We start from the raw sequence: 17,872 nt of genomic DNA, 5'->3' as shown, positions 1-17,872 counted from the left end.
CCTCCCCCCGGATGCCGGGCTAGCGGTCATGCGAGAAGAAATGGTTACCGGAGGGGACGGGCGATGGACAGGGGGCGCCGGGGCACATCGGGCGGCGAAGGCAGCATCCGGGATTCTGATTCACGGCGGACACCGAAAACAGAAAAGGCCGGGCATTGCGCCCGGCCTTGTCCAGCCCTGCCCATTCGGGCGGGCGAGTTTCGGGGCGGCCTTAGCCGGCCTTTTCGGCGAGGACCGTCAGGCCCTTCTCGTTCACTTCGGCGAACCCGCCTTCGATGCGGATCGTCTCCGGCGTGGTCGCGCCGGCCTTGTAGATCTCGAGATTGCCGTCGCGGATGGTCGACATCAGCGGGGCATGGCCTTCGAGCACGCCGAAATCGCCCTCGGTGCCGGGGACGACGACCATGTGCACTTCCTCCGAGCGGAGGAGCTTTTCGGGGGTCACGAGTTCGAAGTGCAGGGACATTGCTTTTCTCTCAAAGCCCCTCCCCTTCAGGGGAGAGGTCGGGGGTGGGGCAGGAGTCTCACCGAGACCGGAGCCCGCGGACAGGCCCCACCCCAACCCCTCCCCCGAGGGGGAGGGGCTAGATTTGGCTTACGCCTCTTCGGCCAGCTTCTTGCCCTTGGCGATGGCGTCGTCGATGCCACCGACCATGTAGAAGGCTGCTTCCGGCAGGTGGTCATACTCGCCGTTCACCACCGCCTTGAACGAGCGGATCGTGTCCTCGATCTGCACGAAGGCGCCGGGGATGCCGGTGAACACTTCGGCGACGTGGAAGGGCTGCGAGAGGAAGCGCTGGATCTTGCGGGCGCGCGAGACGGTCAGCTTATCTTCTTCGCTCAGCTCGTCCATGCCGAGGATGGCGATGATGTCCTGCAGCGACTTGTACTTCTGCAGGATCGACTGGACCGCACGGGCGGTCTCGTAATGCTCCTGGCCGACGACGCGCGGCTCGAGAACGCGGCTGGTCGAGTCCAGCGGATCCACCGCCGGATAGATGCCGAGCTCCGAGATCGCGCGGTTGAGCACGGTCGTCGCGTCGAGGTGGGCGAACGAGGTTGCCGGGGCCGGATCGGTAAGATCGTCCGCGGGAACGTACACGGCCTGCACCGAAGTGATCGAGCCCTTGTTGGTCGAGGTGATGCGCTCCTGCAGCGCGCCCATGTCGGTCGACAGGGTCGGCTGGTAGCCCACGGCCGAAGGAATACGGCCGAGCAGTGCCGACACTTCGGCGCCCGCCTGGGTGAAGCGGAAGATGTTGTCGACGAAGAACAGCACGTCCTGGCCTTCGACGTCGCGGAAATATTCGGCGATCGTCAGGCCCGAGAGCGCGACGCGGGCGCGGGCGCCCGGCGGCTCGTTCATCTGGCCATAAACCAGGGCGACCTTCGAACCTTCGCTGATGGCGTTGCCGTCGGCATCCTTGGCGATCACGTTCGCGTCGAGGAACTCGTGATAGAGATCGTTGCCCTCACGGGTACGCTCGCCCACGCCGGCGAACACCGAGGTGCCGCCATGGCCCTTGGCGATGTTGTTGATCAGCTCCTGGATGAGCACGGTCTTGCCCACGCCAGCGCCGCCGAACAGGCCGATCTTGCCGCCCTTCGCGTACGGCGCGAGCAGGTCGATGACCTTGATGCCGGTGACGAGGATCGCGCTCTCGGTCGACTGATCGACGAACAGCGGGGCCTCGGCGTGGATCGGCGCGCGCAGGTCGGTGGCGACCGGGCCGCGCTCGTCGATCGGCTCGCCGACGACGTTGAGGATGCGGCCGAGCGTCGCCGGGCCGACGGGCACGGAGATCTGCGCGCCGGTGTCGGTCACGGTCTGGCCGCGGGTCAGGCCCTCGGTCGCGTCCATGGCGATCGTGCGGACGGTGTTCTCGCCGAGGTGCTGCGCAACCTCGAGGACGAGCTTGTTGCCGTTGTTGTCGGTCTCGAGCGCCGAGAGGATCGCCGGCAGCTCGCCTTCGAAGGCGACGTCGACGACGGCGCCGATCACCTGGCTGATGCGGCCAACATTGTTGGTCGTCGTCGGCGCAGTGGCCGGAGCGTCGGCCTTGGGCTTCGCGGCGCGCGGCTTGCGCGCGGGCTTCTCTGCGGTCGGGGCTGCGGTGGCCATCTTACTTTCCTTGGGTCTGATTGGCGGGGGCACTAGCCCCGACGCGGGTGAAAGTCACGGTGATGTGGCGATCCTTGGCGTTGCCGCCGCTGATCGGGTTGGCATCGACGACGATCGAGACGCCGTGCTGGACGTCCTTCGCCGATTCGCGGCGCTGGAGCGCGCCGTTGATCGTGTCGCCCGGGCCGACTTCGAAGCGCGACAGGAAGCCGAGGACGATGCGGCGGACATAGCCATAGGAATCGCGGGCGCGCTCCCCGGGCTTCGCGTCATGCTTCACGTCGAAGGTGAAGCGGACGGTCTCGATCCTGTCGGCCGCGGGGCCGGTCGCCTCGAAGACACTCTCGACGGCGATGCCGTTGGGCTTTTCGGGCCAGGTGACCTTGCCGGTGGCGGCATAGCCCTTGCCCGATGCCCTATAGCCTTCGGCCTTGAAGCCGAAATCGTTGGCGGCGGCGACCACGGCGGCCGGATTGGTGAAGATGCCGCTCCAGCGATCGGCCATCACCTTGTCACGGTCGGGCGCGCGGTTCTGCGCGGCAGCCGCCTGCTGCTCGTTGAGCGCCGGATCATGCGCAGCCCCGCAGCCCGCGAGCGGGGCCGCAGCCACGATCAGCAGGAAGGGAGCCGCGAAGCGCATCAGAGGGCTTCGGCGCCCGAGATGATCTCGACCAGCTCGGTGGTGATCGCAGCCTGGCGCTGGCGGTTATACTGGGTGTTCAGGCGCTTGATCAGGTCGCCGGCGTTGCGCGTGGCGTTGTCCATCGCGGTCATCTTCGAACCCTGCTCCGACGCGGCGTTCTCGCGGATCGCGCGGTAAAGCTGGATCGCGACGTTGCGCGGCAGCAGGTCGGCGAGGATCGATTCCTCATCCGGCTCATAGGTGACGGCGGCGCCGCTCGACACGGCCTGGGCCTCGCCCTGCGGGATCGCGACCGGCACGATCTGCTGCGCGGTCGGCTCCTGGGTAAGCACCGACTTGAAGTTCGAATAGAAGAGCGTCGCCACGTCGAACTCACCGGCCTCGTAGCGGGCGATGATGTCGTTGGCGAAGGCGCGCGCATCGGCGAAGGTCAGCTTGCCGAGATCGCCGGGCTCGACCGAATGCACGATGTGCTTCGGGAACAGGCGGTTGAGCGGCGCGCGGCCCTTGCGGCCGATCGTGTAGATCTTCACCGTCTTGCCCTGCGCCATCAGGCTTTCGGCATGACGGCGGGCGAGGCGGGCGATGTTGGTGTTGAACGCGCCGGCCAGGCCCTTGTCGCTGGTGGCGACGACGAGCAGGTGAACGTCATCCTTGCCGGTGCCGGCGAGCAGCTTGGGCGAGCTCTCGCTCAGCGTCACCTTCGAGGCGAGGCTGGCGACGACGCCTTCGAGACGCTGGGCATAGGGGCGCCCGGCCTCGGCCGCTTCCTGCGCGCGGCGCAGCTTGGCGGCGGCGACCATCTTCATCGCCTTGGTGATCTTCTGGGTCGACTTGACCGAGTTGATCCGGATCTTGAGTGCCTTGAGGCTTGCCATTTAGGTATTCCGAGCAAGGGCCAGACGGCCCGCGAGACCAACAAATGCGACGCCGAGAACGCCTTCGATCCAGCGCATCGCGCTGCTCTGCTTGGCGGCACGGCCCGCGCGGGCAGCGACGAATGCTACACCGGCGAGCCAGAAGGCGCCGAGCACATAGGGCACCGCGATCAGCAGCGCGCCCTTGAGCGGCGCCTCCGGACCGGTGCCGACGAACTGCGGCAGGATCGCGAGGAAGAACAAGGCGACCTTGGGGTTGAGCGCGGTGGTGAGCAGGCCCTGCCAGAAGGGCTTGCCAAGCGCCGGCGCCGCAGTGGTGGCGGCCGGTGCCGAGCGCACCGCGCCGCGGATCAGCTTGTAGCCGAGCCAGGCGAGGTAGATCGCACCGGCGGTCTTCACCACCGTGAACAGCGCCGGGAAGACCGTGAGCACGGCGAGGAAGCCGAAGCCGCACAGCGCCATGTACCACAGCCCGCCCAGGGCAACCCCGGACACTGCTGCCAGACCCGCCCGCACGCCTCCGCGCGCCGCGTGACCCGCGACGAGCATCGTGTCCGGGCCGGGCGTCAGCACAAGGCCGACGCTCAGCAGCGTCCACGCGAGGAGGGAGTGGTCGGCCATCGACTGCGGATCAGGCGAAGGTCTTGGCGAACGCTTCGAGCGCGGCCTTCAGCTTCGCCTTCACTTCGTCGCCCAGATCCTTGGTGTCGCGGATCGTGGTAAGGACATCGGCATGGTTCGCGCGAAGGTCGGCGAGCATCGCCGCTTCGTAGCGCACCACGTCCTGCACCGCGACGGCATCCAGGAAGCCCTGGGTGCCGGCGTAGATCGACGCGGTCTGCTCCTCGAACGGCAGCGGCGAGAACTGCGGCTGCTTGAGCAGCTCGGTCAGGCGCGCGCCGCGGTTGAGCAGCTTCTGGGTCGAGGCGTCGAGGTCCGAGCCGAACTGCGCGAACGCAGCCATTTCGCGATACTGGGCGAGCTCGAGCTTGATCGAGCCGGCGACCTTCTTCATCGCCTTGGTCTGCGCCGACGAACCGACGCGCGACACCGACAGACCCACGTTGATCGCCGGGCGGATGCCCGCGAAGAACAGGTCGGTCTCGAGGAAGATCTGGCCGTCGGTGATCGAGATCACGTTGGTCGGAATATAGGCCGACACGTCGCCCGCCTGGGTCTCGATGATCGGCAGCGCGGTGAGCGAGCCGTTGCCATTGGCGTCATTGAGCTTGGCAGCGCGCTCGAGCAGGCGGCTGTGAAGATAGAACACGTCGCCCGGATAAGCTTCGCGGCCCGGCGGACGGCGGAGCAGCAGCGACATCTGGCGATAGGCGACGGCCTGCTTCGACAGATCGTCGAACACGATCAGCGCGTGCATGCCGTTGTCACGGAAATACTCGCCCATCGCGGTGCCGGTGTACGGCGCGAGGAACTGCAGCGGCGCGGGGTCCGAAGCGGTCGCGGCGACGACGATGGAATATTCCATCGCGCCATTCTCTTCGAGCGTGCGCACCAGCTGCGCGACGGTCGAGCGCTTCTGGCCGACGGCGACGTACACGCAGTAGAGCTTCTTGCTCTCGTCGGTGCCGGCGTTGACGGTCTTCTGGTTGATGAAGGTGTCGATCGCGACGGCCGACTTGCCGGTCTGACGGTCGCCGATGATCAGCTCGCGCTGGCCACGGCCGACGGGCACGAGCGCGTCGATCGCCTTGAGGCCGGTCTGCACCGGCTCGTGCACCGACTTGCGCGGGATGATGCCCGGCGCCTTCACTTCGACGCGGCTGCGCTTCTCGGCGACGATCGGGCCCTTGCCGTCGATCGGGTTGCCGAGGCCATCGACGACGCGGCCGAGCAGGCCCTTGCCGACGGGAACGTCCACGATGGTGCCGGTGCGCTTGACGGTGTCGCCCTCGCGGATTTCGGCGTCCGAGCCGAAGATCACGACGCCGACATTGTCGGCTTCGAGGTTGAGCGCCATGCCCTGCACGCCATTGGCGAACTCGACCATCTCGCCGGCCTGGACATTGTCCAGACCGTGGATGCGCGCGATGCCGTCACCGACGCTGAGCACCTGGCCGGTTTCCGAAACCTGGGCCTCGGTGCCGAAATTGGCGATCTGGTCCTTGATGACCTTCGAGATTTCTGCGGCGCGGATATCCATTGTCTTAGCCTTCAGCCTTTCATCGCGTGCGCGAGGGAGTTCAGTCGGGTCTTGATCGAGCTATCGATCATCTGGCTGCCGATCTTCACGACCAGCCCGCCAAGGAGCGAGGGATCGACCGAAAGGTCGACGGCCACTTCCCGGCCGATGCGGGTGCGCAGCTGCTGCTTGAGCGCGTCGACCTGATCGGCGGAAAGCGGATGGGCGGAGGTGACCAGCGCGGTCGTCTCGCCGCGATGCGCGGCTGCGAGCTGACGGAACGCGCGGATGATCGCCGGGAGCTGGCCCAGGCGACGATTCTCGGCGAGCACGCCCAGGAAGTTCGCGGTGGTGCCGTCGAGCTTCAGGCTCTTGGCGACGGCGGCAACCGCCCTGGCGGCATCGCCGCGCGAGATCAGCGGGCTGGCGGTCAGCGCCTTGAAGTCGGCCGATTCGGCAAGTGCCTTGGCGACGGTGGCGAGGCTGTCCTCGACCTTGGCCAGGGCCTTCGAATCACGCGCGAGCTCGAACAGGGCGGTAGCGTAGCGTCCGCTTAGGCTTGCCTGGATACCGGCGGAATTCTCCACGCGTTTCGGTTCCTCTCGGAGGTTCGGGTTACTGCCCATATGAATTGGGGGCCGATTTCCGGCTCCACCAAAGTATTACTCCGGTGGCAACCCCATACGGCCCCCTATGGGTCGCGGCGCGGTTAGCATCGGTGTCACGGGGATGCAACCCGAGTCCGATTCGCTCTCGTGGAAGACTCTCCCACCGGCGGCAAAAGCGCGCGTGGACCGAATCGTTTCATATGGTAAACGATGACCCCATCATCCTTTTGGGGGAAGGGTTGGGGAAATGAACAAGCGGATTCTTGGCGGCGTCGTGCTCGCCGCTCTCGTCGCGGGCATCGCGCATGCCGAAGTGCTGAAGATCACCGGCGAGTTCGCCGCGCCTAGCCGCGAGGCCAGCCTGCTGCGCTCGCTTTCGATCGACCGGATCGGCGGCCAGGACGGTTCGGCGCTGGCGCGCGCGATCGAGCAGGGCCTGTCGGGCACGCATTTCGACCTGATGGGCGGCTATACCGGCCAGGGCAATGCCGAGGGTTCGCTGACCGGCGGCATCACCACCGGTGTGGACGAGCAGCCCTTCAAGCGGCGCGAGAAGCGCTGCGTCGAGAAGGACAGCGCCGACCAGAAGAAGTGCATCCGCGAGGAAGAGGTCGAGCTGCGCTGCCGCCGCCGGATCGTCAGCCTGAAGGCCGACCTGCGCATCGTGCGCAACCGCGACGGCCGGATCGTCTATTCGGCGACCAAGCCGTTCAGCCAGGAAAGCAGCTGGTGCGAGGGCAAGAACGACCGCCCGGCGCCGGTGGAGGACGTGATCGCCGACGGCGTGCGCAACCTGGGCTATGCGGTGCGCGAGGATATCGCGCCGACCATTTCGACCTATGACATCCGGGTGCGCGAGAGCGACAAGGGGATGAGCAAGGATCAGGCGAAGCGGTTCAAGGACCTGGTGAAGCTCACCAAGCGCGACGTGCGCGGGGCGTGCGACGGCTGGGAGGCGATGGCCGGCGAGCTGCCGGGCAATCCCTCGCTCACCTTCAATCGCGGGCTGTGCGCCGAGCAGGCGGGCGACTATCCGCGCGCGCTGCAGCTCTACCATGCGGCCCAGCGTGCCGGCGCGGCCGAAGGCGGCGTCGGTGCCGACCGGGCGATGCGGCTGATCGCGGGCAAGGAAGACGCGGCGATCCGGGCGCGGCGGCGCTAGGACGTATCGATACTAGTCATTCGCCGGCGAAAGCCGGAGCCAAAAGAAAAGGCCAGGCGTTGCGGCCCGGCCTTTCCTGTGTGTTTTGTGGCAGGCTGCGGGATCAGCGCCCGCGATTGCCACCCTGGCCGCCCTGACGGCCACCGCCGCCCTGGCTACCCTGGCGCTGGCCGCCGCCGCTACCGGTCGGGCGGGGCTGCCACTTGCGCTTGGGACGGGCATAGTTGCGGGGCTGCTCGCCCTGCGGCTGCGCGTCGAAGCGGCGCGGACGCGGCTCGCCTGCGGCGGCGCCGGCGGCTTCCGGACGCGGGGCATGGCCGTCGCGGCGCGGCTGGTCGCCACGTGCGCGATCGTCACGCTGGCCGCCGGGGCGACCGCGCTGCGGCGGGCCACCCGGACGGCGACCGTCGCGCTGCATCGCGCGACCGTTGCGGCCATTCTGCTCGTCGCGGCTGGGCGCGACATTGACGCGGCTGGTCTTGATCTTCTCGGCGGCGGCGACGAAGCCCTCGGGCAGCGGCACGACGCTGAGCTTCTGGCGGATCAGCCGCTCGATGTCGCGCAGATAGGGGCGCTCGTCATCGGCGCAGAAGCTGATCGCCTCGCCGTCATTGCCGGCGCGCGCGGTGCGGCCGATGCGGTGGACATACTGGTCCGCCACGTTCGGCAGCTCGAAGTTGAAGACGTGGCTGACGCCCGACACGTCGATGCCGCGCGCGGCGATGTCGGTGGCGACCAGGATCTTCACCTTGCCGGCGCGGAACTCGCCGAGCGCGCGCTCGCGCTGCGGCTGGCTCTTGTTGCCATGGATCGCGTTGGCGGCGATGCCGTTGCCCGCGAGCAGACGGACGACGCGGTCGGCGCCGTGCTTGGTGCGGGTGAACACCAGCGCGCGATCGATCTCGGTATCGCGCAGCATCATGGTGAGCAGCGCCTGCTTCTCCGCCTGCTGGACAAAGGTCACGCTCTGGTCGACGCGCTCGGCGGTGGTCGCCTCGGGGGTGACCTTCACTTCGACCGGTTCCTTGATGAACTGGCCGGCGAGCTCGCGGATCGTCTTCGGCATGGTCGCCGAGAAGAACAGCGACTGCCGCTTGGCGGGCAGCTCGCGGACGATGCGCTTGAGCGCGTGGATGAAGCCGAGGTCCATCATCTGGTCGGCTTCGTCGAGCACGAAGATCTCGAGGCCCATCAGGATCGCGTAGCACTGGTCCATCAGGTCGACGAGGCGGCCCGGGGTGGCGACAAGGATGTCGACGCCCTTGGCGAGGTCGGTCTTGTTCTTGTGGATCGAAGTGCCGCCGAAGATGGTGGCGACGCTCAGTCGCGTGCCCTTCGAATAATGGCGGGCCTGGTCGGCGATCTGGCTGGCGAGCTCGCGGGTGGGGGCGAGCACGAGCATGCGGCAGCCGCGCGGCTGGGCGCGCTTGCCGCTGGCGACCAGACGGTCGATCGAGGGAAGCATGAAAGCGGCGGTCTTGCCGGTGCCGGTCTGGGCGATGCCGAGCAGGTCGCGCCCTTCGAGCAGCGACGGGATCGACTTGGCCTGGATCGGCGTCGCCTCGCTATAGCCCTTGGCGGCAAGCGCGGCGAGAACGGTCTCCGAGAGACCGAGTTCATTGAACTGCATTGAATATCCTGTGCATACGGCCGGCGCACGCCGGACGGACTCCAGGTGCGAAGGCGGGGTCAAAAATGACGACCCGCGTGACTAGGGAAGCCGTGGAAACAATCGAGACGGAGCCTGGGCCCTTGGGGTTTCCCCGCATGCCCGATCACGCTGCCATAACGCCTCGTTGGCGGCGCATATGGCGATGAAATCGGTTTCCGTCAAGGAAGTGGCACGGACGGCGTCGGGGCACGCCGCCCGTGCCGGGTGATCGGAAGGGTCAGTTCCCGATCACCGGTCCCGGATATTCGCGGGGGCGATAGCCGAGGCGGACCGCCTCGAGCTGGCCGTGGAGCGCGGGATCCTGATAGGCGCAGCGACCGTTCATCTGGGTCGGGCAGCTCGTCGGGGTCACCTTGTCGAAGATGTCGGCGATCAGCGCATCGTCGAAGCTTCGGGTGGGGAAAGTGCCGAAGCGGATGTTGATCAGCCGGGCGAGCAGCAACGGCGTGACCCAGGAGGTGGTGGGCGTGGTGATCGGCTCAAGCGCCAGGCCGAAGCCGTCCAGCTGGAGCAGCGGGGTGGTATTCCACTGGAAGGGGCGCTGGGGCTCGACGCCGGTGTTGAGGAACACGTCCGCATCGGCCCGCGCCGGCCAGATCGGGAAGCCGCCGATCCCGCCGCGCCCGACCTCGTCGAGGTTGGAATCGAGCACGGCGAAATAGCCCGCGCGCAGGCGGTTGTAATATTGCGCGATCTTCTGGTCATAGGGCGCGTTGACGAGCCCGTCATTCTCCACCGCCGCATGGGCGGTCATCACGCCGGGCGTGCTGAACAGCGCGGCGTAGATGGGGGCATAGGCGGCCAGCTTGTCGCGCAGCACCGCTTCACCAGGCGCGGCGGTGCCGCAATCGGTGGTCCAGCTGTCGCGGATCACCTCGTAGCTGTGGCCCGCGCTGTAATTGACGTAGCGGACATTGTTGGCGCGCATCATCGCAACGAGATTGTCCGCGGTGGTCTGCGCGGCGGCGGTGAGGCGCGTCTGCACCGCGGCACTGCCCGAGATGTCGCAATAATCGGCTCGGGCGACATCGACCAGGTCGATCTTGTCGAGCAGCACCAGCGGCTGGGCCGGATTGGTGTCGGCGATCAGGCGGAAGACGGTGGCGCCATGCCCGGTATTGTCGAGGTTGAGTCCCGGATACATGCGATAGGCCATCTCGGCGACGGCGCGCAGTTGCTCGGTGGGGTCATATTCCGGATAGGCGAAGCGATCGAGCGCCTTCCACAGCGAAGTCGGCACGCGCCAGGTCGAGGTGGCGTTGGCCAGCGCGCCGGCGGTGCCGAACCGGTAATAGTTCTTGATCCGCTTGCGGAAGCGGATCGCCGCGCCGGGCAGGCGCGGGAAGTCGTCGACGACCAGCACGGCCTCGTTGCTATTCGGGTCCATGGCGAAGTCGCCCGGGCGATAGGGCTGGTCGGTGAAACTGCACCCGGTGGTGACGCCGCCCTGGAAGCAGGTGTCCGCCTGCATTTCGGCGCGCGCGGCGGTGATGCGCTCGGCGAGCGGCCCCCGGGGCGGCTGCGGGATCGGGGTGGAGGTTGGCGTAGGGCTGGGTGTTGGCGTGGGCGCCGGGCTGGGGGTCGCGGTTGGCGTGGGTGCGGGCCCGGGTGCGCCGGCGCTGCCGCCACAGGCGGCCAGGGCAAGAGGGAAGAGGAAAGGCGCGCTGCGCGAAGCCGGGCGCGGGAAGCGGAGCAGGGGGAGGGATGCGGACATGGCCCGCGCCCAATAGGTGTCTTGCGTCATTAACTCACCGTTTCAGTTGTAACGATCGTGTTTCGACGCAGAAACATCCCTGTGGCGGTGGAACTAGCCCGGATCGCCGGATCCGCAAAGCTCTCGTTAACGCCTCTCCGGCTAGGCTCGGTGCGCCAACCATGGAGCCCAAAATTGCTCGTCGCCAAGCTTGAGATCCTCGGAGATATCGACCGCCGCGGCGCGATCCGTTTCGATGCGGATTCGCCCTCGACCCTGCGCACCCCCGATGGCGCGCCGATCGACGTGCAGGTCGAGGATTTCTCGCGCACGGGCTTCCGCTTCGGCTCCGAGCTTGACCTGCCGGTGGGTACGCTCGTCTCGCTCGGCCTGTCGGGTGCCGGATCGCGCGCCGCCAAGATCGTGCGCCGCTCGGGCAACACCTATGGCTGCGCGTTCATGAAGGCGCTGACCGAGGAAGAGATCGCGCATGCGTTCCGCGGGCAGGAGCATATCCTGGCCGATCTCTCGGCTGCGCTCGCCGCGCGTTTCGGCACCGGCAAGCCGGGCACGAAACCGACGATCCCGCCGCTGCGCCGGCTTATGCGCCGTCCGGTCCGCGAGGACTGAACTCCCGCTCCCGATAGCTGAACCAGTCGAAGTCCGCGTGGAGCCCCGCGCCGGACAGGTCCTGGCATGCCATGCCGACAAAGGCCCCGGTGAAATTGGGCTGACCCGGCGCGCTCGCTTCGTCCGAGAGGATCGAGGCGTCGAACTGTTCCGGGAGCCAGTTCCACGCGTCGCCGGGCACGCGCCAGGCGAAGCGCAGCCGTTCGCAATCGACTTCGACGCGCAGCTCGATCGGGCCCTCCGGGATCGCGATGGGTGCGGTGAACGCGTCGGCCTGGGGTGAATCGGGCAGCGCCGACATCACCCGGATATGGCGGCCGACTTCCTCGTCCCGGCTGACATGGAGGTAGTGGAATTTGGACGCATTGTACCAGGCGACCAGCCCGGCGGCCTGCTGGAAATGGCGCGGGGCATAATCGAGCGTGCAGCTTGCCGAATAGCAAAAGGCCTGTTGCCGCCGCGCGACCAGCGCTTGGGTGAACAGGCTGCCGATCGTCTCGCGGCCATATAGCCGAAGATGGCCGGGCCGGGCGGCGAGGCTGAAGATCGTCTCGGGCTCGGGCGTGCGCAGCCACTGGAAGTCGATCGGCAGAGCCGTGCTGTCGAAATCGTCGCGGATATCGACTGGTGCTCTGCCTTCGGGGCCGGGCACTTCGAGCATCGGCATGCCGGGATCGCCGGTGGTGTAGAGCCAGCCATCCTCGGCCCAGCGCATCGGCTGGATCGCGGTCTCGCGGCCCAGCACGCAGCGCCCGCGATTGGGGAGCGGCCGGCCGCAGAGATAGACCAGCCAGGGCTCGCCCTCGGGCGTCTCGACCAGATCGGCATGGCCGGCGCGCTGGAGCGGTGCATCGGGGCGGGTGCGGCTGCTCAGGATGTAAGTGTCGGGGTGCAGCTCGTACGGGCCGGTGAGGCTGCGCGAGCGCGCCATGGTCACGGCATGGTTCCAGCCGGTGCCACCCTCCGCGGTCAGCAGATAATACCAGCCGTCGCGCTGGTAGAGATGCGGTGCCTCGGTGAGGCCGAGCGGGGTGCCGGGGAAGATGTTGACCCGCTCGCCGATCAGGCGCTGCTCGGCCGGCGAATATTCCTGCGCGACGATCCCGGCGAAGCGGTTGCGGCCCGGGCGGTGGTCCCACAGCATGTTGAGCAGCCACTTCCGCCCATTCTCATCATGGAAGAGCGAGGGGTCGAAGCCGCTGCTGTTCAGATGGATCGGATCGGACCAGTCGCCGTCGATGGTCTCGCAGGTGACGAGGTAATTGTGAAAGTCGCGCAGGGACGCGCCCGATGCGCCGCCGACCGTGGTGCGGCCATAGCGTTTCACATCGGTGTAGATCAGGTGGAAGCGCGCGCCGTCGTGAGAGAGGCAGGGCGCCCACACGCCGCAGCTGTCCGGGTCGCCGCGCATGTCGAGCTGGCTCGCGCGGTTGAGCGGCCGGGCGACCAAAGTCCAGTTGGCGAGGTCGCGGCTGTGGTGGATCTGCACGCCGGGGAACCACTCGAAGGTGGACGTGGCGATGTAGTAATCCTCGTCGACGCGGACGATCGAGGGATCGGGATTGAAGCCGGGCAGGATGGGATTGCGGGTCATGCGGGCTTTCGTACGAGCGTCCAGAGCACGGCGGCGGCGATCAGGTCGAGCAGACCGAGCGCGATGAAGAAGGGGTTATAGCCGATCGAGGCGACGAGGCTGCCCATCAGCAGCGAGAAGATCAGGATCGAGGCATTGGCGCAGGTGCCCGCCATGCCCGCCACGGTGCCGAGCTCGTCGCGGCGGAACAGGTCGCTGGCCATGGTGATGACGGTGACCGACAGGGTCTGGTGCGCGAAGCCGCCGAGGCAGAGCAGCGCCACCGCCGCCCAGGCATTCTCGACAAAGCCGACGAACATCATGCCGGTCATCAGCACCGCGCCCAGCGTGAAGGTCCAGCGGCGTGCGTCGATCAGGTTGATCCCTCGGCGCTGAAGCCACAGCACCAAAGTAGGGCCGAACAGGCAGCCGAGATCGGCGGCGACAAAGGGCAGGAAGGCGCTGAGCGCGATCTCGGCCAGGTCGAAATGGCGGATCTTCACCAGATAGAGCGGCAGCCAGAAGGTGAGCGTGCCCCAGGTCGGATCCGCCAGGAAGCGCGGGATCGCGATGCCCCAGAAGTTGCGCTGGCGCAGGATCGATCCGATCGAGGGGCGTGCGCCGGCAGCCTGGATATGGGCTTCCTGGCCGGCGAGGATATGGGCGCGCTCCTCTTCGCTGATGTCGGGATGCTCGGCGGGACTGCGGTAGAAGCGCAGCCACAACAGCACCCAGAGCAGCGCCATCGCGCCGGCGACGACAAAGGCCGCGCGCCAGTTCCACATCCAGATCGACCAGGCGACCAGGGGTGCGGCGAGCGCGGATCCGGCCGAGGCGCCGAGATTGTAGACGCCGCCGGCAAGGCCACGCTCCTTCGCCGGAAACCATTCCGAGACGACCTTGAGCCCGCCGGTGTGCGAAGTGCCCTCGGCAAAGCCCAGCGCGCCGCGCAGCCCGAACAGCATCTGCCAGTTGAAGGCGAGGCCGTGCGCCATGGTCAGCAGCCCCCAGCAGCTCGCGAAGATGGCGAGGCCGGTGCGCAGCCCGATGGTGTCGAGGATATAGCCGACCACCGGCTGGAGCATGACGCCGGCCTGAAAGGCGGCGGTGATCCAGCTGTACTGATGCTCGTCGATGCCGAGATCGGGCATGAACACGGGCGCCGCGACCGCGAGGGTCGATCGGGTGAGATAGTTCACGATCGTGCCCAGCATCACGATCGCGATGATCCACCAGCGCAGGGCGCGCGTGCGTCGCCAGAAGGACATGGCCTCTCCCTTGCGGGCGTCGGGGTCGCGCCCGTTAGCGCTAACGGTGGCGGGTTTGGCCGGGCAGGGCAAGAGGCTTATTGTATGAGTTATTCTTGCTCTCTTTCCTGGAAGGGAGGGGCTGGGGGTGGGTGGAGGCATGGCGATACTGTGGCCGACCGTTTGACCGCACCGCATCGCACGCAAATACCCACCCCCGACCCCTCCCTTTCAGGGAGGGGAGCTTGCGGTTTAGCTTTGACCGCAAACGCCGGGATGTGGGGCAGGGGATAGAAGCCTATATCACTCCCATGCCCCACTCTCTCTCCCTTCCCGAAGACGCGGCCTGGGCCGCCTTCGAAGCGCGCGACCGCGCATTCGAGGGGCGGCTGATCGTCGCGGTCACCACCACCCGCATCTATTGCAAGCCGACCTGCCCGGCGCGGCGGCCCAAGCGCGAGCATGTCGAGTTCTTCGACGATGCCGAGGCAGCGCGGGCGGCCGGCTATCGCGCTTGCCTGCGCTGCAAGCCAGATGAGGTGGGGCGCGACCGGGTGGCGGTGGCGCGTGCAGTCGCGCTGATCGAGGCGGCCGAGGAGAATGTCTCGCTCGACGCGATCGCGACGGCGGTCGGCTATGCGCCGCATCATTTCCACCGGCTGTTCAAGCGCGCCACCGGCGTGACTCCTGCTGCCTATGCCCGCGGCCTCAAGGCGAAGCGGGCGGCGGCGGCGCTGGACGAAGGCAGCGTCACCGAGGCGATCTACGAGGCCGGCTATTCGGCGCCGAGCCGCTTCTACGAGACCGCCAATGCCCGGCTGGGCATGAGCCCCAGCGTGTGGAAGCGCGGTGGTGCCGGCGTGACGATTCGCTGGGCGCTCGCCGAGACCAGCCTGGGGCCGCTGCTGATCGCGGCGACCGACAAGGGGCTGTGCCGGGTCGCGTTCGAGGAGAATGCGCTCGATCTCGCGACGCGCTTCCCGGCGGCGGAGATCGTCCAGGGCGGCGCCGCGCTCTCCGCATTAGCCGCGCGGGTGGTTGCCGAGGTCGAGAGCCCCGGGCGCGATACCGACCTGCCGCTCGACGTGCAGGGCACCGCTTTCCAGGAAGCGGTGTGGCAGGCGCTGCGGGCGATCCCGCCGGGCGAGACGCGCAGCTATGCCCAGCTCGCGGCGGCGGCCGGCAGCCCGGGCGCGGTGCGCGCGGCGGGCACCGCCTGCGGCGCCAATCACGTGCCGGTGATCATCCCCTGCCACCGCGCGCTGCGCTCGGACGGCAGCATGGGCGGCTATGCGTACGGCGTCGATCGCAAGCGCGCGCTGCTCCGGCGCGAGGGAGGCGACGAATGAACTACGTGATCCAGGGGATCGACCCTGCGCCCTTCCGCCGGCTGTACGGCATGACGGACGAGGCGCTTGCCGCCGAGCAGGTGGTGCGCTTCACGGTCGAGAAGAAGCCCGATGCGCCGTGCCGGGTCGAGCTGGTCGATGTCGATCCGGGCGAGACCGTACTGCTGGTCAACCACGCGCATCTGCCCGTCGCCTCACCCTATCGCAGCGCGCATGCGATCTTCGTGCGCGAAGGCGCCGAGGTGCCGGCCCGGTTCGAGAACCGGATGCCCGAGCCGTTGGCGATCCGCCTGCTCTCGGTCCGCGCGTTCGACGGCGCGGGGATGATGACCGATGCCGACGTGGTCGAGGGCAATGCGCTCGAGCCGCTGATCGCGCGGATGTTCGCCGATCCGGCGGTCGATTATCTGCATGTCCACAATGCGAAGCGCGGCTGCTTCGCCGCGCGGGTGGATCGGGCCTGATCCAGTAGGCCCATTCCCTCGGCACCCCGGCCTTGCGCAGGGGTCCCGCTGCACTTGTCTCGTGGAGGAAGAAGCGGGATCCCGGCGCAAGGCCGGGGTGACGGAAGTTACTTCGCCGCCGGCGTCGCGGCTGCGGCCGGGGCCCCGCCCGAAGCCGCGCACTTGTATACCAGCTTCTCGTTGTAGACCGCCGGCAGCGCGGTGCGGATGTTCTGCTGCTGCGTCGCCAGCTCGGCGCGCTTGGCCTGGTCGGACGAGCATTCCTTCAGCGGCACGCCCTTACGCAGCGCCCGCGCCTGCTTCATCTGCTCGGAGGAGAGCAGGTAGCGGGTATTGGTATAGGTGCCCGTGGCGGGATCGAAGTCGAGCACCGAGACATTGGCTTCCTGGTCCGGCACCAGGATGCGCTGCCAGTGCGTGCCGGCCTCGGCATATTGGGTGCGGCTGTTGATGCAGCCGTCCTTGCCGACATCGAGATCGACATTGTCGGTGGCGGAGACGATCACTCGGCTGCGTTCGGGCACCAGGGTGCAGACCAGCTTGCCTTGCGCCGCCGCGGTCGCCGCGCCCGCCGCTGCCGCCGCCTTGGGCACCGGCACTACCGACGCTTCGTCGAAGCCCGGCCGGCTGAGGAACAGCGCCACCGCGCCCAGCATCAGCACGCCGCCGCCCGCCGCGACCCAGATCGCCTCGCGCTTGCGCTCGCGCGAGAGCAGCAATCCGGCGCCGCCCACGGCAAGCGCGCCGAGGACGAGCAGCACCGCGGCGCCGGCCATGTAGTTCTCGCGCGTGGTCTCGGCGCGGTTGCGCGCCCGCGCGATCGCATCGTCCCGTTCCGCCTCGGCCCGGGCGGCATCGGCGCGCGAGGTCTCGTCGGCTGCCAGCCGCGCCTTGTCGTCGGCGCTGCGCTCCTGCGCCATCTGCTCCTCGACCGAGGTGCAGGGCATTTCGATGGTCGCTACCGGCTGCTTCGCCTCCGCCAGGAACGCGGCAAGCTCGCTGTCCGCGATGGCGAAGGCAAAGGTCGAATCGCCTTCGTCATTATGCGTGATCGCCGAATTGACGCCGAGCACGCGGCCGCAGCGGTCGAGCAGCGGACCGCCCGAATTGCCGCGCGCGATGCTGGCGGTGTGGAGCAGCACGCTCACGCCGCTCAACTGGCGCAGTCCCGCGAATCCGCCCTGCGAGCGCACCGGCGATTGCGGCTTGATGAAGTCGGCGGCCGAACGCGCGGTGGCGACATCGACATTGCCCGGATAGCCGAGCGCAACCAGCGCGTCGCCATCGGCGATCTTGCCGGTGAACAGGGTGAGCGGCGGCAGGCGCACGCCGGTGAACTCGATCAGCGCAAGGTCGCGCGCCTGGTCGATCTTGATCACCTTGCCCTGGTAGGACTTGTCGCCCTCGGACGGGACGACGCCGATCACGACATTGTCGGGATAGCGCGAGGCAAGCTCGACGACATGCGCGTTGGTGACCACCCTGTTGGGCGCCACCGCGAAGCCGCTGCCATGGCCGAAGCCGACCACCTCGTCATCGACCACCGCGATAGTGACGATGCGCACCACGCCGCGCGCCGAGGCGGAGATGTCGTCGGCGTGCGCGGGCCCCGCCCATGCGAAGAGCAGCGCCACGACCAGAAGCAACCGACGCATCATCGAACCCGAACCCTTTGTTTCTGGCCGGCAGCT

Annotated in this window: 16 protein-coding genes; 4 read left to right on the top strand and 12 right to left on the bottom strand. The window is 67.9% G+C overall.

Going from position 1 to position 17,872, the window contains the following annotated elements:
- Window positions 1-211: 211 nt before the first annotated feature.
- From AAHM44_RS19355 to AAHM44_RS19325, 7 genes are all read right to left on the bottom strand, one after another.
- Window positions 212-466, bottom strand: a complete 255-nt coding sequence (locus AAHM44_RS19355; protein ID WP_116840035.1) for an ATP synthase F1 subunit epsilon — start codon at window positions 464-466, stop codon at window positions 212-214.
- Window positions 467-595: 129 nt separating this feature from the next.
- On the bottom strand, window positions 596-2,122 hold the full coding sequence (atpD, locus tag AAHM44_RS19350; protein ID WP_269572899.1) for a F0F1 ATP synthase subunit beta: 1,527 nt from the start codon (window positions 2,120-2,122) through the stop codon (window positions 596-598).
- A gap of 1 nt (window position 2,123) precedes the next feature.
- Window positions 2,124-2,762: a hypothetical protein gene (locus tag AAHM44_RS19345; protein WP_342251005.1), complete on the bottom strand. Its 639-nt coding sequence runs from the start codon at window positions 2,760-2,762 to the stop codon at window positions 2,124-2,126.
- A complete protein-coding gene (locus AAHM44_RS19340; RefSeq protein WP_342251004.1) occupies window positions 2,762-3,643 on the bottom strand; it encodes a F0F1 ATP synthase subunit gamma in 882 nt (293 codons plus the stop codon). Before AAHM44_RS19340 ends, AAHM44_RS19345 begins: the two co-directional genes overlap by 1 nt.
- Entirely contained in the window at window positions 3,644-4,264 is a 621-nt protein-coding gene (locus AAHM44_RS19335; protein WP_342251003.1) for a LysE family translocator, read from the bottom strand.
- Between the two features lie 10 nt (window positions 4,265-4,274).
- Window positions 4,275-5,804, bottom strand: coding sequence for a F0F1 ATP synthase subunit alpha (gene atpA, locus AAHM44_RS19330; RefSeq protein WP_342251002.1), 1,530 nt, complete (start codon window positions 5,802-5,804; stop codon window positions 4,275-4,277).
- Window positions 5,805-5,815: 11 nt separating this feature from the next.
- Entirely contained in the window at window positions 5,816-6,370 is a 555-nt protein-coding gene (locus AAHM44_RS19325; protein ID WP_269572896.1) for a F0F1 ATP synthase subunit delta, read from the bottom strand.
- Window positions 6,371-6,638: 268 nt separating this feature from the next.
- Here AAHM44_RS19325 and AAHM44_RS19320 point away from each other — a divergent pair, with 268 nt between their 5' ends.
- Window positions 6,639-7,553, top strand: coding sequence for a hypothetical protein (locus tag AAHM44_RS19320; protein WP_342251001.1), 915 nt, complete (start codon window positions 6,639-6,641; stop codon window positions 7,551-7,553).
- A 103-nt stretch (window positions 7,554-7,656) separates the two neighbouring features.
- On the opposite strand, the gene AAHM44_RS19315 is transcribed toward AAHM44_RS19320, so the two are convergent.
- Both AAHM44_RS19315 and AAHM44_RS19310 read right to left on the bottom strand, forming a co-directional pair.
- Complete coding sequence (locus AAHM44_RS19315) at window positions 7,657-9,183, bottom strand: DEAD/DEAH box helicase (protein WP_342251000.1); 1,527 nt, start codon at window positions 9,181-9,183, stop codon at window positions 7,657-7,659.
- A 259-nt stretch (window positions 9,184-9,442) separates the two neighbouring features.
- Window positions 9,443-10,939 (bottom strand): hypothetical protein, encoded by a 1,497-nt coding sequence (locus AAHM44_RS19310; RefSeq protein WP_269572893.1) that lies wholly within the window; start codon window positions 10,937-10,939, stop codon window positions 9,443-9,445.
- 174 nt (window positions 10,940-11,113) lie between these two features.
- On the opposite strand from AAHM44_RS19310, the gene AAHM44_RS19305 reads away from it, so the two are divergent.
- Window positions 11,114-11,548: a PilZ domain-containing protein gene (locus tag AAHM44_RS19305; RefSeq protein WP_269572892.1), complete on the top strand. Its 435-nt coding sequence runs from the start codon at window positions 11,114-11,116 to the stop codon at window positions 11,546-11,548.
- Here the strand turns inward: AAHM44_RS19305 and AAHM44_RS19300 are convergent.
- Window positions 11,520-13,142 (bottom strand): glycoside hydrolase family 43 protein, encoded by a 1,623-nt coding sequence (locus tag AAHM44_RS19300; RefSeq protein ID WP_342250999.1) that lies wholly within the window; start codon window positions 13,140-13,142, stop codon window positions 11,520-11,522. The two genes, AAHM44_RS19305 and AAHM44_RS19300, sit on opposite strands and share 29 nt — an antisense overlap.
- On the bottom strand, window positions 13,139-14,389 hold the full coding sequence (locus tag AAHM44_RS19295) for an MFS transporter (protein ID WP_269572890.1): 1,251 nt from the start codon (window positions 14,387-14,389) through the stop codon (window positions 13,139-13,141). The genes AAHM44_RS19300 and AAHM44_RS19295 overlap by 4 nt, the downstream gene beginning before the upstream one ends.
- 290 nt (window positions 14,390-14,679) lie before the next feature.
- Here AAHM44_RS19295 and ada point away from each other — a divergent pair, with 290 nt between their 5' ends.
- Both ada and AAHM44_RS19285 read left to right on the top strand, forming a co-directional pair.
- Complete coding sequence (gene ada / locus AAHM44_RS19290; RefSeq protein ID WP_269572889.1) at window positions 14,680-15,717, top strand: bifunctional DNA-binding transcriptional regulator/O6-methylguanine-DNA methyltransferase Ada; 1,038 nt, start codon at window positions 14,680-14,682, stop codon at window positions 15,715-15,717.
- A complete protein-coding gene (locus tag AAHM44_RS19285; protein WP_342250998.1) occupies window positions 15,714-16,181 on the top strand; it encodes a DUF1203 domain-containing protein in 468 nt (155 codons plus the stop codon). The genes ada and AAHM44_RS19285 overlap by 4 nt, the downstream gene beginning before the upstream one ends.
- Before the next feature lie 107 nt (window positions 16,182-16,288).
- Here AAHM44_RS19285 and AAHM44_RS19280 read toward each other — a convergent pair whose 3' ends face one another.
- Complete coding sequence (locus tag AAHM44_RS19280) at window positions 16,289-17,836, bottom strand: S1C family serine protease (RefSeq protein WP_269572887.1); 1,548 nt, start codon at window positions 17,834-17,836, stop codon at window positions 16,289-16,291.
- Window positions 17,837-17,872 lie beyond the last annotated feature (36 nt).

The organism is Sphingomonas sp. OTU376 (genome assembly GCF_038440415.1).
Classification (GTDB): Bacteria; Pseudomonadota; Alphaproteobacteria; order Sphingomonadales; family Sphingomonadaceae; genus Sphingomonas; species Sphingomonas kyeonggiensis_A.
This window is presented reverse-complemented; position numbering and strand designations above follow the sequence as displayed.

What these genes read in the sequence shown, in the direction of transcription:
- AAHM44_RS19355 (WP_116840035.1), bottom strand. Translation starts at nt 466, where the DNA reads ATGTCCCTGCACTTCGAACTCGTGACCCCCGAAAAGCTCCTCCGCTCG.
- atpA (WP_342251002.1), bottom strand. Translation starts at nt 5,804, where the DNA reads ATGGATATCCGCGCCGCAGAAATCTCGAAGGTCATCAAGGACCAGATC.
- AAHM44_RS19315 (WP_342251000.1), bottom strand. Translation starts at nt 9,183, where the DNA reads ATGCAGTTCAATGAACTCGGTCTCTCGGAGACCGTTCTCGCCGCGCTT.
- AAHM44_RS19310 (WP_269572893.1), bottom strand. Translation starts at nt 10,939, where the DNA reads ATGTCCGCATCCCTCCCCCTGCTCCGCTTCCCGCGCCCGGCTTCGCGC.
- AAHM44_RS19320 (WP_342251001.1), top strand. Translation starts at nt 6,639, where the DNA reads ATGAACAAGCGGATTCTTGGCGGCGTCGTGCTCGCCGCTCTCGTCGCG.
- AAHM44_RS19335 (WP_342251003.1), bottom strand. Translation starts at nt 4,264, where the DNA reads ATGGCCGACCACTCCCTCCTCGCGTGGACGCTGCTGAGCGTCGGCCTT.
- AAHM44_RS19285 (WP_342250998.1), top strand. Translation starts at nt 15,714, where the DNA reads ATGAACTACGTGATCCAGGGGATCGACCCTGCGCCCTTCCGCCGGCTG.
- AAHM44_RS19300 (WP_342250999.1), bottom strand. Translation starts at nt 13,142, where the DNA reads ATGACCCGCAATCCCATCCTGCCCGGCTTCAATCCCGATCCCTCGATC.
- AAHM44_RS19340 (WP_342251004.1), bottom strand. Translation starts at nt 3,643, where the DNA reads ATGGCAAGCCTCAAGGCACTCAAGATCCGGATCAACTCGGTCAAGTCG.
- atpD (WP_269572899.1), bottom strand. Translation starts at nt 2,122, where the DNA reads ATGGCCACCGCAGCCCCGACCGCAGAGAAGCCCGCGCGCAAGCCGCGC.
- AAHM44_RS19345 (WP_342251005.1), bottom strand. Translation starts at nt 2,762, where the DNA reads ATGCGCTTCGCGGCTCCCTTCCTGCTGATCGTGGCTGCGGCCCCGCTC.
- AAHM44_RS19295 (WP_269572890.1), bottom strand. Translation starts at nt 14,389, where the DNA reads ATGTCCTTCTGGCGACGCACGCGCGCCCTGCGCTGGTGGATCATCGCG.
- ada (WP_269572889.1), top strand. Translation starts at nt 14,680, where the DNA reads ATGCCCCACTCTCTCTCCCTTCCCGAAGACGCGGCCTGGGCCGCCTTC.
- AAHM44_RS19280 (WP_269572887.1), bottom strand. Translation starts at nt 17,836, where the DNA reads ATGCGTCGGTTGCTTCTGGTCGTGGCGCTGCTCTTCGCATGGGCGGGG.